The 14,198-nt window shown below is 70.5% G+C and carries 12 protein-coding genes and 1 pseudogene; 8 read left to right on the top strand and 5 right to left on the bottom strand.

All coding sequences use genetic code 11. From position 1 onward, the window contains the following. Nucleotides 1–8: 8 nt before the first annotated feature. Nucleotides 9–947 carry a carbohydrate kinase family protein gene (locus AB0E24_RS33845; protein WP_069868169.1) on the bottom strand — a complete coding sequence of 313 codons (939 nt, stop codon included), beginning with the start codon at nucleotides 945–947 and terminating at the stop codon, nucleotides 9–11. Further along, the gene (locus tag AB0E24_RS33850) at nucleotides 944–1,828 is read right to left on the bottom strand and encodes a BtpA/SgcQ family protein (RefSeq protein ID WP_359382804.1); all 885 of its coding nucleotides are present in this window, start codon (nucleotides 1,826–1,828) and stop codon (nucleotides 944–946) included. The genes AB0E24_RS33845 and AB0E24_RS33850 overlap by 4 nt, the downstream gene beginning before the upstream one ends. 155 nt (nucleotides 1,829–1,983) lie before the next feature. Here AB0E24_RS33850 and AB0E24_RS33855 point away from each other — a divergent pair, with 155 nt between their 5' ends. Together AB0E24_RS33855 and AB0E24_RS33860 are read left to right on the top strand one after the other, a co-directional pair. Beyond that, nucleotides 1,984–3,018 (top strand): LacI family DNA-binding transcriptional regulator, encoded by a 1,035-nt coding sequence (locus AB0E24_RS33855; RefSeq protein WP_147964750.1) that lies wholly within the window; start codon nucleotides 1,984–1,986, stop codon nucleotides 3,016–3,018. 32 nt (nucleotides 3,019–3,050) lie between these two features. After that, nucleotides 3,051–4,157, top strand: coding sequence for a M20 family metallopeptidase (locus AB0E24_RS33860; protein WP_359382809.1), 1,107 nt, complete (start codon nucleotides 3,051–3,053; stop codon nucleotides 4,155–4,157). Between the two features lie 67 nt (nucleotides 4,158–4,224). Here AB0E24_RS33860 and AB0E24_RS33865 read toward each other — a convergent pair whose 3' ends face one another. Further along, nucleotides 4,225–4,764, bottom strand: coding sequence for a hypothetical protein (locus tag AB0E24_RS33865; RefSeq protein ID WP_359382812.1), 540 nt, complete (start codon nucleotides 4,762–4,764; stop codon nucleotides 4,225–4,227). A gap of 537 nt (nucleotides 4,765–5,301) precedes the next feature. Between AB0E24_RS33865 and AB0E24_RS33870 the strand changes: the two genes are divergently transcribed. The 3 genes and pseudogenes from AB0E24_RS33870 (at nucleotide 5,302) to AB0E24_RS33880 (ending at nucleotide 9,651) form a co-directional block, all read left to right on the top strand. Further along, nucleotides 5,302–6,630, top strand: coding sequence for a cytochrome P450 (locus AB0E24_RS33870; RefSeq protein ID WP_359382815.1), 1,329 nt, complete (start codon nucleotides 5,302–5,304; stop codon nucleotides 6,628–6,630). A 337-nt stretch (nucleotides 6,631–6,967) separates the two neighbouring features. Next, nucleotides 6,968–7,984: pseudogene (locus AB0E24_RS33875) on the top strand (extracellular catalytic domain type 1 short-chain-length polyhydroxyalkanoate depolymerase); the annotation flags it as partial. 197 nt (nucleotides 7,985–8,181) lie between these two features. Continuing rightward, nucleotides 8,182–9,651: a 3-hydroxybutyrate oligomer hydrolase family protein gene (locus AB0E24_RS33880; RefSeq protein ID WP_359382821.1), complete on the top strand. Its 1,470-nt coding sequence runs from the start codon at nucleotides 8,182–8,184 to the stop codon at nucleotides 9,649–9,651. Between the two features lie 129 nt (nucleotides 9,652–9,780). On the opposite strand, the gene AB0E24_RS33885 is transcribed toward AB0E24_RS33880, so the two are convergent. Continuing rightward, a complete protein-coding gene (locus AB0E24_RS33885) occupies nucleotides 9,781–10,032 on the bottom strand; it encodes a hypothetical protein (RefSeq protein WP_100804839.1) in 252 nt (83 codons plus the stop codon). Further along, nucleotides 10,025–10,378: a hypothetical protein gene (locus AB0E24_RS33890; protein WP_069868160.1), complete on the bottom strand. Its 354-nt coding sequence runs from the start codon at nucleotides 10,376–10,378 to the stop codon at nucleotides 10,025–10,027. Before AB0E24_RS33890 ends, AB0E24_RS33885 begins: the two co-directional genes overlap by 8 nt. Nucleotides 10,379–10,732: 354 nt before the next feature. Between AB0E24_RS33890 and AB0E24_RS33895 the strand changes: the two genes are divergently transcribed. The 3 genes from AB0E24_RS33895 to AB0E24_RS33905 all read left to right on the top strand — a co-directional run bounded on the left by AB0E24_RS33895 (nucleotide 10,733) and on the right by AB0E24_RS33905 (nucleotide 14,166). After that, nucleotides 10,733–11,953 carry a cytochrome P450 gene (locus tag AB0E24_RS33895; protein ID WP_359382826.1) on the top strand — a complete coding sequence of 407 codons (1,221 nt, stop codon included), beginning with the start codon at nucleotides 10,733–10,735 and terminating at the stop codon, nucleotides 11,951–11,953. A gap of 461 nt (nucleotides 11,954–12,414) precedes the next feature. After that, nucleotides 12,415–13,365, top strand: a complete 951-nt coding sequence (locus AB0E24_RS33900; RefSeq protein ID WP_069868158.1) for an efflux ABC transporter ATPase subunit, DrrA-related — start codon at nucleotides 12,415–12,417, stop codon at nucleotides 13,363–13,365. 12 nt (nucleotides 13,366–13,377) lie between these two features. Further along, on the top strand, nucleotides 13,378–14,166 hold the full coding sequence (locus AB0E24_RS33905) for an ABC transporter permease (protein WP_069868640.1): 789 nt from the start codon (nucleotides 13,378–13,380) through the stop codon (nucleotides 14,164–14,166). The last annotated feature ends 32 nt before the right edge of the window (nucleotides 14,167–14,198 follow it).

Raw genomic sequence — 14,198 nt, forward strand, 5'->3', positions numbered from 1 at the left:
TCCTTGTCCTACGGGGTACGGGTCGGCTCCGGGACTTCCGGGGTGGGGTGGGCCGCGAGCCAGGATTCGACGGCCCGCCGGTCGGGCAGCCCGTCACGGGCGCCAGGGCGGGTACAGGACAGACCGGCGGCGACGGCGGCGAAGCGCGCCGCCTCCAGCGGGGACCGGCCCCGGTCCAGTTCGGCACAGTATGCGCCGGTGAAGCAGTCTCCGGCCCCGGTGGCGTCGACCGCGTCCACCTCGATCGCCGGACCGTCGTGGCGTTCTCCGGCCGGGGTCAGCAGGGTCCAGCCGCGCGAACCGTCGGTCACGACCAGATGGACGTCATGCTCGGCGGCGGCCCGGACCAGGGCCGGTTCTCCGCCCAGCAGCGCGACGGCCAGCGGCCGGCCGACGACGGCGTGATCGGCCGCGGACAGCGCGGTGCGCATCGCCTCCGCCCGGTCGCAGCCGTCGAGGTCCACCACCAGGCCCGGTCCCGGCGTCCCGGGCGGGGCGTCGGCGGCGGCCTCGGCCAGCGCGGCGGCGGCCTCGGGGAAGCGGTAGCCGTCGAGGTAGAGCCAGTCCGCCCCGGCCTCGCGCGCGGCCCGTACCGTACGGGTGATGTGCCGGGCGTCCAGCTCGTCGTCCTGGCTGATGACGGCACGTTCGCCGTCCGGGGTGAGCAGTACGACGGCGGTGGTGAGGGTGCCGGTGCGGGCGGTCCAGTCGGTGCGGACCCCGTCGGCGGCGAGTGCGGCGAGGAACGCCGTGCTTCCCGGATCCGGTCCGACCACACCGGCGAACCACGCGTCGGCCCCGGTCCTGGCCGCGGCCGCCGAGGCGTTGGCGGCCATCCCGCCGTGGCCGTGGCGGATGGCGGTCGCCTGCACGCGGTCACCGGGAGCGGGCAGCGCGGGCACACCGACGGTCAGGTCGATGTTGGCGTACCCGCAGAAGACGATCACGGGAGCACCACTCCGGCCTTGGCCGCCGCGGCGGTCAGCTCGCCGACCTTGGCCCGGTCGACCCGGCCCCACCAGCGGCCGTTGTCCTTCACCGAGGACGCGACGATCACTCCGTCGCAGGCGGGCAGCAGGCCGCCGATGTTGCCCGCGGTGATGCCGGAGCCGATCACCACCGGCAGGGTGGTGTGGGCGGAGATGCCCTCGACCTCCTCCAGCGAGGCGGCGTCCCCGGTCCTGGAGCCGGTGGCGATCAGCACATCGGCGCCGAAGAACTCGGCGTCCTCGGTCTGCTCGGCCAGGGTGCGGTCGGCGACGATGGCGTGCGAACCGTGCTTGACGTGCACATCGGCGAAGACCTTGACCGGGCCGGCGCCGATCCGGCTGCGATAGCGGCTGGCGTGTGCGGACTGGCCCTCGATGATGCCCTCGTTGGCGACATAGGCATTGGCCCACTGGTTGACCCGGACGAATCCGCCGCCGCCGGACCAGGCGGAGGCGATGGAGCACTCGGCGGCGTTGGACAGCACGCTGACCCCCAGCCTGCCGCCGGCCCCCTCCAGCACGGCGTGCCGCACCCGGTCGGTCACCACGGCCATCGCCGCCGATGTCTCATAACCGTGTTCGCCCGGCTTGAGGAACGGGATGTCCCAGTGGTTCTCCACGATCAGCCCGTGGCAGCCGCCCTCCAGATAGGCCCGCGCCTCCTCGACCGCGAAGGCGCAGATCTCGTCCAGCGGGGTGCCCTCGTAATGCGGGCTGCCGGGCAGCGGCGGCAGGTGCACCACGCCGATGACGACCTTCGGGGCGCCGAACAGCTCCTTGATCGCGTTCGGCCGGGGTGGGAACACCCCGAGGTCGCTCGTCTTCGTGGATGTCGTCATCACGCCACCTCAATGCAATCGATTACAGCTGAGTTGCGGAGGACCGTAGGCAGGGGTCAGGTGTCGTGTCAAGGCTCTATGCTGATTCAACGCGCCAGGTCACGTTGGCGTTGGAACCATGTGACGGACATGTTTCCCGGCAGGAAGGTAATCGATTGCAACGGGTTACGATCGCTCAGGTCGCCGAGCGGGCCGGTGTCTCCACCGCCACCGTGTCACGGGTGCTCTCCCGCCGGGGCCAGGTCTCGGCCGCGGTCGAACGCAAGGTCCGCCGCGCCGCCGACGACCTGGGCTACCAGGTCAATGTCATCGCCAGGGCGCTGCGCAACAGTCGTACCGACACCGTGGGCATGGTCGTGCCCAGCATCACCAACCCGTTCTTCACCTCCCTGGTGGAGAGCGTGGAACACGCCCTGGGGAAGGAGGGCAAGGAGCTCTTCCTGTGCGACGCGCGCTCCGATCCGCAGATCGAGGCGCGCCGGCTGGCCTCGCTCGCCGCGCGCAATGTCGACGGCATCATCGTCAGCCCGAGCCACGGCGTCGACAGCCGGCCCGCCGTGCAGCAGACCGCGGACCGGCTGCCGCTCGTCCAACTCGACCGATTCGTCGACGGCACCACCACCGACTGGGTGGGCGTCGACGACGTCGCCGCGATGCGGCAGGTCGTGGACCACCTCCATGACGGCGGGGCGCGGTCGGCGGCCTTCATCGGCTCGCTGATGACCCACTCCTCCACGGAGCAGCGGTTCGCCGGGTTCCGGCGGCGCGCCGAGGAGCTGAACATCGAGGTGAAGCCGGACCAGGTGCTGCTCGGGGACTACAGCGTGGAGTGGGGCGAGGCCGCCGTGGCCCGGCTGATCGCGGAGGGCGGCCTTCCGGACGCCCTCGTATGCGCCGACGACCTGATCGCGCTCGGGGTCACCCGCGCCTGCCGGGCCCACGGCTTCGCGGTGCCCCGGCAGGTGCAGGTGACCGGCTATGACGACATCGAGTTCTCCCGGCTGACCGAACCGGCCCTGACCACGGTCCATCAGCCCCGCGACCGGATCGCCGCGGAGGCGGTACGGCTGCTGGCCGCTGCGGGGGCCAAGGACGCCGAGCGCGGCCCGCACGCGCACATCTCACTCGTGCCGGCCCTGGTGGTGCGCGACAGCACCCGGGCCACGCAAGCGCCCTCGGACCGCATATGACGGGGGCTCACCACAACCCCAGGAGGACCCCGATGGACGACGCGGACGCATGGCGCGGTGCGACGGACCTCGCGCGGCGGCTGGTGCGGATCGACACCCGGGGCGGCCGGGAGGCACCGGCCGCCGCACTGGTGGCGGACCGGCTGGACGGCGCGGGGTTCGACGTCAGGGTCGAGGAGCCGATACCCGGCCGGGCCAACGTCCTCGCCAGGTTCGGGCCCGCGGTGCCACGGGTGCCGGTCACCTTCACCGGACACCTGGACACCGTGCCCGCCGACCCGTCGGGCTGGTCGTTCGACCCGATGAGCGGGGAACTGCGCGACGGCCGGCTGCTCGGCCGCGGCAGCAGCGATATGAAGGCGGGCGTGGCCTGCCAGGTCGAGGCGGCGATACGGGCCGCCCGGGAAAGCCCGCGGGACACCGCCGTACAGCTGATCTTCACCTTCGGCGAGGAGACCGGCTGCCATGGGGCCGAGGAGATCGACGCGGCGTCGCTCACCCCCACCGACCTGCTCATCGTGGCCGAGCCGACCGGCAACCGGACCGTCCTCGGCCACAAGGGCGTGCTCTGGCTCGCCGCCACGGCCCGTGGGGTCTCCGCGCACGGTTCCCGCCCGGAACTGGGCCGCAACGCGATCGCCGCGCTCGCCGCCGCGGCGAACAGGATCCATGGACACCGTGACTGGACGGTGAGCCCGACCCACGGCCCGGCCACGGTCAACATCGGCACGTTCCACGCGGGCGAGCAGCCCAACCTGGTGCCGGACCACGCCGAGATGCGGCTGGACGTGCGCACCGTTCCCGGCTTCGGACGGGACGAGGCGATCGCGGAGATCGCCCGGCTGTGCGGCGACGGCATCGGCCTCGAACCGCTGCTGGACCTGCCCGGCGTCGCCACCGACCCGTCGGCCGCCGCGGCCGCGCGGGAGCTCCTGGCCCCCGGCTCCTCGGCCCGCCCGGCCGAGTACGCGACCTACTTCACCGATGCCTCGGTGCTGACCGCCCGGCTCGGCGATCCGGCGGTGGTGGTGTACGGACCGGGCGACCCGGACCAGGCCCATGTCACCGATGAATCCTGCTCGTTGGCCGCCATCACCGAGTCCGCGGAGGCGATGCACCGGCTGCTGCGGCGCCTGTAACCCGACGGGCGCGGTGCGGTCCGGGGCCCGAGCACTGGTCATCGCTCGCGCCGAAGCGACACTCGCCCTACTTCGCCGGGGAGAGCCGCAGCTTCGCGGTGTCTCCCACGATGGTGAGAACGGCGATCGACAGCTCGTTGACGGTGGAGGGCCCGCCCTGGTCGGGGCGCTGCCCCAGCAGGTTGGAGGTGAATCCGCTCGCGTCGACCGAGCTCAGGTCCACGCCCTCGGGACCGACGTCGCTCACCGTGAACGGTCCCGCCCGAAGGGCGGCGGCGCCCGGGATCTCGGTGCCCTTCGTCACGACGACCGTGCAACTGCCGTCCGCACACGCCCGCAGCTCGGCCGGTGTTGACGGTTTCAACGGTTTCACCGCGGTCGGCGACGGCGATGAGGAGGGCTTCGTGGGCGTTGGCGAGGCGGACGACGGTTCGGCCGAACGCGAGGGCGCGGCCGACGCGGGCGCCCCGGTGTCGTCGTCCGAGTCGGAGCCGCAGCCGGTCAGCGCGGCGGCGAGGGCCAGGAGGGCGCAGACGGTCCCCGCCACGCCGCGCGCCGCGGACAGCCTGCCCCTGCGGCGGCGGACCGATGATTCCGATGTGGTCATGGGACCGTTCTACGCGCCGGTTCTCGGGAGGGGTCCCGAGCGCCCGTCCCCTCGCAGACCGCCTGCTGTTCCGCTGTGGCGTGCGCTCCGCCCTCCGCACGGCTCCGGGTGCCGCGCAGGTCAAGGTTGCCGTACGCCGTCACCGAGCATCAGTCGACCGCCGCATGTGGCATCGACCGGTCGTCAGGAACGCGGTGCTCGGACGAAAGGCACACGACGGTCGCGCGGATCGACGTCGGCCGTCACGCCCGTGCAGGTCATGGCCTGTGTTATGGTGCCGCGCCGGTAATCCTCGACTGCGACGACCAGGGTGATCCCGTGGCGACGCTCTCGCTGTTGACCGGGGACAACCTGGCTGCCACGTGACATGTGGTGAACCTCTGCTCGGAACGGGCGCTGAGGATCGAGGACGACGGCCGCCACACAGACGCCCTCAGGCACGATGGGCTCGCCGTCAGCAGCCACCAGCGGACCCGCCCGCCGAGGGACCGGGAGCCGTGCGGGACCCCCTTACCCGACCTCGGAGGTACCACAGCGATGACGTCGACCGACCCCACCGCTCAGAGTTCCGAAGCGCCCGCCCCGCCACCCGGGTGTCCCGCACATCGAAGCGGAGAGCTCCCACACGGCGGGGACCATGTCAGCCCTCTCGCCGTGCCCCTGAGCGGTCCGCGCTTCTACAACGAACCCAACCTCCTCTACCAGGAGATGCGCCGCGAACATGGTGCGGTCGCCCCCATCGTGCTCGAGGGCGGCGTCCCGGCGTGGCTGGTTCTCGGCTACCGCGAACTGCACCAGGTCGCTGCCGACCCCGTGCTCTTCACCCGCGACTCCGAGATCTGGAACCAGTGGGACCGCGTCCCCGAAGACTGGCCGCTGGCCCCGTTGATCGGCCGCGGGCAGCCGTCCATCCTGTACACGACCGGTGAGCGGCATCGCCTACGGGCGGCGATGATCAGCGACGCGCTGGAGTCGGTCGACCCCTTCGAGATCCGGCAGCACGCCGAGCGACTGGCCGACGAACTGATCGACGACTTCTGCGCCGAGGGCGGCGCGGACGTCATCGCCCGGTACGCGATGCCCTTCCCGGTGCGTGTCCTGGCGAAGATCTACGGCTTCCCCGACGAGCAGGGGCCCGGACTGGCCGCGGCGGCCATCGACCTGTCCGACGGCGGCGACCTGGCCCAGGCGGCCCAGGCCCACCTCGCCGGAGCCACGGCGGCCCTGATGGCCGAGCGGAGGGCGGGGGACGGCCCCCGGGACGTCGCCGCCCAACTGGTCGGCAACACCCTCGGCTTCACGGAGGAGGAGGTCCTCCACGATCTGATCGTACTGGTCATCGCGGGCCACACGCTGACCGCGGACTGGATCGGCAACTCGCTGCGGCTGATGTTCACCGACGAACGGTTCGTCATGTCCCTGGCCGGCGGGCGCAAGAGTGTCTCGGAGGCCATGAACGAGGTGCTATGGGAGGACACTCCCGCCCAGAACGGTGTCGGCCGGTGGGCGTCTCGTGACACCACGCTCGGCAATCGCCGGATCAAGGCGGGCGACATGGTGTGTCTCGGACTCGCCGCCGCCAACAAGGATCCGCGGATACGCCCCGACGGTTCGAGGCTGACCGGCGGCAACAACGCGTTCCTCTCGTTCGGGCACGGGGAGCACCGCTGTCCGGTCGCGGCGCAGGAGATCGCGGAGACCATCGCCCGTACGGCCATCGAGGTGCTGCTCGACCGGCTGCCCGACATCGACCTCGCCATCCCGGCCGAAGAACTCACCCGCCGTCCCTCCCCTTGGGCACGAGGCATGACGACACTGCCGGTGCACTTCACGCCGACGCCGGCGATGAGCGAGCGGGCCGGCTGACCCCACTCTCATCCCTCGACGGCGCGACGGCGCGACGGCGCCTACGGCGGAGCGGAGAGCCGGGCCAGGCCGTGTCGGACGCGGTTGTGCGCGGGTTCGGTGATGATGTCGATGGTGCGGGACAGCATGCTCGAATCGGCCGGGCGATTAGCAGCCGGTTGTCGGCCGCGCAATCCATGTGACGCCGACGGTGGCGAATCCGCTTGTGGTGCCCGGGGCCATGGTGACGGGCCACGCCCGACTCTACGGTTCCGGTCACGTCTGGTGTTTCCGGTGCGCGGCGGCGCGTCGGCGGCCTCAGCAACACCGGGAGCGCCTCAACCGAAGGAGCACTTCCATGTCAGTCCCCCCACGCCGCGCACTCCTGCGGAGTCGATGGAGCCTCCTCGCGGCCCGGCTACTCGCCGTCGCCGCCCTCGTGTTCGGAGCCGCTCTCGCCGGGCCCGCGCCCGTCGCAAGCGCCGCGGTCCCCCTCACGAAGGTGACCAACTTCGGCTCCAATCCCGGGGCGTTGAACATGTACGTGTACAAGCCGGCGTCGCTGCCCGCGAACGCGCCCGTGGTCCTCGCGCTCCACGGGTGCACCCAGAGCGCCCAGGTCTACGCCGACAACTCGGGGCTGCCCGAGCTCGCGGACCGCGACAAGTTCGTCCTGGTGCTCGCGGAGACCACCTCGTCGAACAACCTCACCAAGTGCTTCAACTGGTTCCAGGCCGGCGACAATCGGCGCGACCAGGGCGAGGCCCTGTCGATCCGGCAGATGGCCGGCCACGCCGTCTCGGCCTACGGCGGGGACTCCAAGCGGGTCTACATCACCGGACTGTCCGCCGGCGGTGCCATGACCTCGGTCATGCTCGCCACCTACCCCGATGTCTTCTCCGCCGGCGCGATCGTCGCGGGCCTGCCGTACAACTGCACGAAGGTCGACAGCCCTTACCTGTGCATGAACCCCGGGCTCGACCTCAGCCCGAGTGAGTGGGCCCAGCGGGTGCGCGAGGCGTACCCGTCGTACGGGGGACCCTGGCCGCGCACCGCCATCTGGTACGGCGACCGGGACACGACGGTCGTGCCGCGCAACGCCACCGAACTGCGCGACCAGTGGACGGCGGTGCACGGGCTGTCCCAGACGCCCACCCGTACCTCCAGCATCGGTCCCAACGCCACCCAGCACGACGAGTACGTGACATCCGACGGCACGGTGGCGGTCGAGGTCAACAAGGTCCCCGGCATCAACCACGGCACCCCGGTCGACCCCGGCACCGGCGCCGAACAATGCGGCAGCACCGGCGCCCCGTACTTCCTGGACTCGATCTGCTCCAGCTACTGGATCACCAAGTTCTTCGGTCTCGGAGGCTAGGAGGGCTGTCGCCGACCGTGGCCGCTCCGGCTCGCACACCCGCGGCTTTGGTACTCGGTGAGGTGAAACGGCCCGCCATGGTGTGCGGCGGCACCCCTGTCCTGGGCGCCGCCATGGCGGGCCCGCACATGTCCCGCGTGGTGGCCGTGCCCCTAGCCTCCGGCTCGTCCCCACTCGACTCGGAGGAGAATCGGATGTTTCCACCCCGCACGGCCTCCGCCCGACCCCACGGACGGCTTGGACGGCGTGCCGCCCTCGGAATACGGTCGCTCGTGGGCGCCTGTTCGCTCGTCGTCGCATCGGCCGTGGCGGTGCCCGCGGCCGATGCCACGGCGGTGCCCGCGGCCGGTGCGGAGGGGACACCGGGCGGCCGTTGCACCGGACACGCCCTGCCGCATGTACCCGGTGCGGCCCGCCAACAGGCCGACTGCCTGGACGAGTTGACCACAGCCGGTACGGTGGCCTCGGGCCACACCGATCCGGCCGACTTCGCGGGACTCACCCCCGAGGATCTGCCCACACCGAGTGGTGTTCCCGGGATCCAGATCGACGGCTACTTCCCGGACACATCGACCACCAACACCAACCACGGCTGGAACCACGACGCACAGTTCGTCATCCGGTTGCCCGACCGCTGGAATGGCGGTCTGGTGGTGTCCGGTACACCGGCCAACCGCGAGCAGTACGCCAACGACCGCGCCATCTCCGACTGGGTGCTCTCCCGCGGCTACGCCTTCGCCGCCACCGACAAGGGCAACACCGGCCCCACCTTCTACCGCGACGGCCGCGGGCCCGGTGACGCCATCGCCGAGTGGAACACGCGCGTCACCCAGCTCACGCGCGCCGCCGGATCCGTCGTCACCCAGCGGTACCACCGACCCCCCGTCCGCACCCTCGCCACCGGCATGTCCAACGGCGGCTACCTGGTGCGCTGGCAGCTGGAGAACCACCCCGAGCTGTACGACGGGGGAGTGGACTGGGAGGGCACCCTGTGGCGCTCCGACGGCCCCAACCCGCTCACCTTCCTGCCGCCCGCGCTGCGCGCATACCCGGCGTACGCCGCCGGCGGGGCCGGAGCCGAGGACGCCTGGAGGGCTATGCGCAAGGCCGGCTACCCGGCGGGCTCGGAGTTTCTGTGGCCGTACCACCACGAGGTCTACTGGGACCTGACACAGCGCATCTACCGCGAGGAAGCCGACCCGGACTTCGACGGAGCGACCGAGGCGGGAACCCCCTACTGCGCCCCCGGCACCCCCGGCTGCGACGCCGACTACGACTACGCCACCCGGCCGCCCGCGGTCCACCGCGCCGTCGACCGCATCGCACTCACCGGCCGCATCGGCAAACCGCTGATCACCCTGCACGGCACGCTCGACGCGTTGCTGCCCATCAGCAAGGACTCGGACGTCTACGCCCGCATGGTGCACCGGGCCGGTCGGGGCGCGCTGCTGCGCTACTACCGCATCGAGGACGGCACACATGTCGACTCCCTCGTCGACGCCTACCCCGACAAGCTCCGCCCGCTGGTCCCCTGCCACCGCTCCGCCTTCGAGGCACTGGAACACTGGCTGACCGGAAAGGCCCGGCCCCCGGCGGACCACACCGTCCAGCGCCCCGCCGACGCGGATCCCGCGACACTGCTCATGAGCTGCCCCCTGGACTAAGGGCGCCGCGGTGGGTTTCGGCCGACGAGCGGGTGCCGGGTACCGGTCGTGGGTCGGCGGTGGTCGCGAAAGGACGCCCCGGCCGCTCCGCGAGCAGGCCGCGGGCGAGGCGCGGTGCGACGGTGGCCGTCAGCCGAACCAGGTGGCCTGGAGCACCACGATGCGCTCGCCGCGTACGTCGGTGAGATACATGAGCATGAGCTGACCCCGGGCCTCGGTGCGCAGCCCGGGGCTGGCACCGGTGTACGAGGCGCCTTCGAGGAAGACCATGGATTCCCGCACGGCGATCTCCTGTGCCAGCTGCTCAGCCTCGGCGCGTGCCCCGGGAGGCAGCTCATCGAGAAGATCGTCCGGGTCGGTTTCCCAGTGCCAGTCAGCCACCAGCGACCTCTCGGTGCGCAGCCCGTACGATTTCCCCTGCCTCGCGGATGGCGCGGGCCCGCACGTCCGGATCGTCGCTGTCCATGGCGGCCTCGGCGGCGTGCAGCCGTTCCGCTGTCCGGGGATGCCGCTCGATCTCTACGATCACCCCCCACTGGCGGTAGAACATCCGGATCGGCACGACACTGTCCTCCTCGCCCGCCCGGATGAATGCCTTCTGCATGTCTTCGAAGAACTCCGGCAGGCGTGAAGGCGTCACTGTGGCCACGGCCTGGCGCAATGCGGGAAGCGTGAGGGCAGGCATGGGGATCAGCGGACCGTCGTTCTCTGTACGTGGCACTGTCATGGTCAGCCCCTTCCCCTCGCCCCGTGCGGGTCCCGCGTCAGCCTATCGCTCATCCATATCGCCAGCCGCTGCATTCGCTCCTCGTCACCCGGTCCACACGCTCTGGAGTTCCGATGACCGACCGGGTGAGCCGCCTCGTGGGACTCGAACCGAGCAGCGGAGCCACATGAAGGGGTGGCCGGGAGTGGACCTGGACCCGCCGGTTCCGCTGCCTCTAGCCTTGGCCGCGACCTGACGTCCCATCATGTGGCCTGAGCGGAGCCATCGTCGTGCCCTGTCGCGCCGCCTCGAGCCGTGCGCCGTGGGTGCGTACGGCCGGTGACCGCCGCCGCCCCGCCCAGGAAGCGCTTCGTCATGACGACCACCCCCTCCACGGCCCCCGACATCCTCTCCCCGGAGTTCGCGGCCGACCCGTACCCCGCCTACCGGATCATGCGCGAGGACTTTCCGCTGATCCACCACCACACGACCGATGGCTTCATCGTCTCCCGCTACGAGGACGTCGCCCGGGCCTTCAAGGACCCGGTGTTCACCAGCCACAACTACGACTGGCAGATCGAGCCGGTGCACGGCAGGACCATTCTTCAGATGGACGGGCGTGAGCACTCCGTGCGCCGCGCGCTGGTGGCGCCCGCCTTCCGGGGGAGGGAGTTACGGGAGAAGTTCCTGCCCGTCATCGAGCGCAACTCCCGGGAACTCATCGACGCCTTCCGGGGCGCGTCGGAAGCCGATCTGGTGGGACAGTACGCGACCCGCTTTCCGATCAACGTGATCGTCGACATGCTCGGGCTGGACCGGGCTGACCACGGCCGGTTCCATGTCTGGTACACCTCGATGATCGACTTCCTGGGCAATCTGAGCCAGGACCCCGAGGTCGCGGCGGCGGGGCTGCGCACCCGGGACGAACTCGCCGCATACATGATCCCGATCATCCAGGACCGGCGCGCGCATCCGGGTGACGATCTGCTCTCCGTCCTGTGCACCGCCGAGATCGACGGCACGCGCATGAGCGACGAGGACTTCAAGGCGTTCGTCAGCCTGCTGCTCGCGGCGGGCGGTGAGACGACCGACAAGGCCATCGCCAGTATCTTCCGCAATCTGCTGGCCCATCCCGAGCAGCTGGCGGCCGTGCGCGAGGACCGTACGCTCATCCCGGCGGCCTTCGCCGAGACGCTGCGCTTCACGCCTCCGGTGCACATGATCTTCCGTCAGCCACGTGAGGACGTGGAGGTGAGCGGTGGCACGATTCCGGCGGGTGCCACGGTCACCTGTCTGATCGGGGCGGCCAACCGTGATGAGAGCCGTTACGCCGACCCCGACACGTTCAACATCTTCCGTGCGGATCTGACGACCGCCAGCGCCTTCTCGGCCGCCGCGGACCACCTGGCGTTCGCGCTCGGGCGGCACTTCTGTGTGGGGGCGCTGCTGGCGAAGACCGAGGTCGAGGTGGGGGTCAACCACCTGCTGGACGCCTTCCCGGCGATGGCCTTCGCCGATGGTGAGGTCCCCACCGAGGCAGGGGTGTTCACCCGGGGCCCCGGCTCGCTGCGGGTGCGTCTCGCCCAGGAAGCGTAGGGGTGACGCACCGTCGGCCGCCTCGCTTGAGGAGATCGGCAGAATTTACGCGATGTTTCCCGGGTGGATAAAGCCGGTGCGCTGTCGGAACGACAGGTGGCCGACCGTCATGTCCGGGGGTGGCGTCCGGCGTCGGCGGTGGAAAGCGGTACGGCGGAATGGGGGTAAATCGGATATCCCTCCCGGGGTTCGTTCCCTTATTGCTTTCCGTTGATCAATAAATTACCGATCAGTATTGGTCCGCGCTCCGGATGGGCCTTGTCAGGCGTGTGCGCCGACTGATTTAGTGACGCTGCCATCCGATAGGGAATTCCCTAGCGGAGGGGCTATCACTTTAATGAACGGGGGCCACGTACTTCTCTACTGCTGTGGTGTACACCACTCGTCGCCGCCATGCGTCCATTGCGTATGCGTGCGCGATGTAAGGCAAAGCACGTTTCAAGTACGTGAGGTGTGAATTCGTGGATATAGCTATAGAGGCCGAGGGGATCCGAAAGAGATACGGGGGCCACGAGGCGCTGCGCGGCGTGGACCTGTCCGTTCCGGCGGGCACGCTCCTCGGCATCCTCGGCCCCAACGGAGCGGGCAAGACGACGACGGTGCGGGTGCTGGCCACTCTGCTGGAAGCCGACGAGGGCCGCGCCAGCGTCGCCGGATACGACGTACGCGCCCAGCCGCGCGAGGTGCGCCGCAGGATCGGCCTCACCGGTCAGTACGCGGCCCTCGACGAAAGGCTCACCGGCCGGGAGAACCTCCAGCTCATCGGGGTCCTCCACCGTCTGGGCCGGCGCGGGGCGAAGGCTCGCGCCGAGGCCCTGCTCGACCGGCTCGACCTGGGGCAGGTCGCCGAACGCCCGGTCAAGACGTACTCCGGTGGCACTCGCAGACGGCTGGACCTGGCCGCCAGTCTCATCGCCGACCCCAAGGTGCTCTTCCTCGACGAGCCGACCACCGGCCTCGACCCGACCAGCAGACTCGTCCTGTGGGACATGATCCGCGAGCAACTCGCCGACGGGGTAACGGTCCTGATGACCACCCAGTACCTCGAAGAGGCCGATCAGCTCGCCGACCGGATCGCGGTGATCGACGGCGGGCGCGTGATCGCCGACGGCACTTCGGACGAACTCAAGGCCAAGGTCGGTGGCGAACGCCTCGAGGTGACCGTGCGGGAGGACGCCGCGATCCCCGCGGCGGTCAGCGCCCTGCGCGAGGTCACCGCCATGGAGCCGGCCGTCGAAGGACACGGACGGATGGTGTCCGTATCCCTTCGCGACCAGCTCAAGACGGTCGCCGAGGCCGCCTCCGCCCTGGACGCCGCCCAGGTGCGGCCCATCGGATTCGCTGTACGGCGGCCCTCGCTCGACGATGTGTTCCTCGCCCTCACCGGCGGCACCACCGGCGAAGAAGGGTAGGGCGTGGCCGTCATGGAACTCGTCAGCGACGTCTCGGCACTGTTCGGCCGCCATATGCGGCATCTGGCCCGCATTCCGGAGAAGCTCCTCAGCGTGACGCTGATGCCGGTCGCGTACGTGGTCGTCTTCGGCGTGCTGTTCGGCAGCGCGATCTCCGTCCCGGGCAGCGATTACCGCTCGTATCTGATGGCCGGCATCTTCACCCAGATGATGCTCACCAATGTGGGCAATACCGCGCTGGGCGTCGCCGGAGACCTCGGCAACGGAGTGGTCGACCGCTTCCGCTCCCTTCCCATGTCCCGGTCGGCCGTACTCATCGGGCGCACTCTCGCCGATGTGGCGCTCGCCGTCATCGCCTGTGTCGCGATGGCCGTCGTCGGATACCTCATCGGCTGGCGGGTGCACAACGGCATCCCCAGGGCCATCGCCGGATTCGGCATCCTGCTGCTCCTCGGCTACGCCATGTCCTGGCTGGGCGCGCTCATCGGGCTGCTGGCACGCAGCGCCGAGGCGGTCAACTCCATCGCTTTCATGCTGGTCATGCCGCTCACCTTCCTCTCCAACGCGTTCATTCCGCTGAACGGACTGCCGGGCTGGCTGCGGCTGCTGTGCGAGTGGAACCCGGTGAGCGCCGTGGTGGCCGCCTGCCGCGAACTTTTCGGCAACACCTCGACGGGCACCGGCAAGAGCGCCCTCCCCGTCCAGTACCCCATCCCGCTGTCCCTCGCGCTGATCGCGCTGCTGCTCGCCATCGTCGTTCCCGCCGCCGTCGGCGCCTATCGCAAGGCCGCCGCCCGCTGAGGCACCGCGGGCCCGTTCGGGCCCGCCCGGAA

The sequence above is a fragment of the Streptomyces malaysiensis subsp. malaysiensis genome (genome assembly GCF_040653035.1).
Taxonomy (GTDB): Bacteria; Actinomycetota; Actinomycetes; order Streptomycetales; family Streptomycetaceae; genus Streptomyces; species Streptomyces malaysiensis.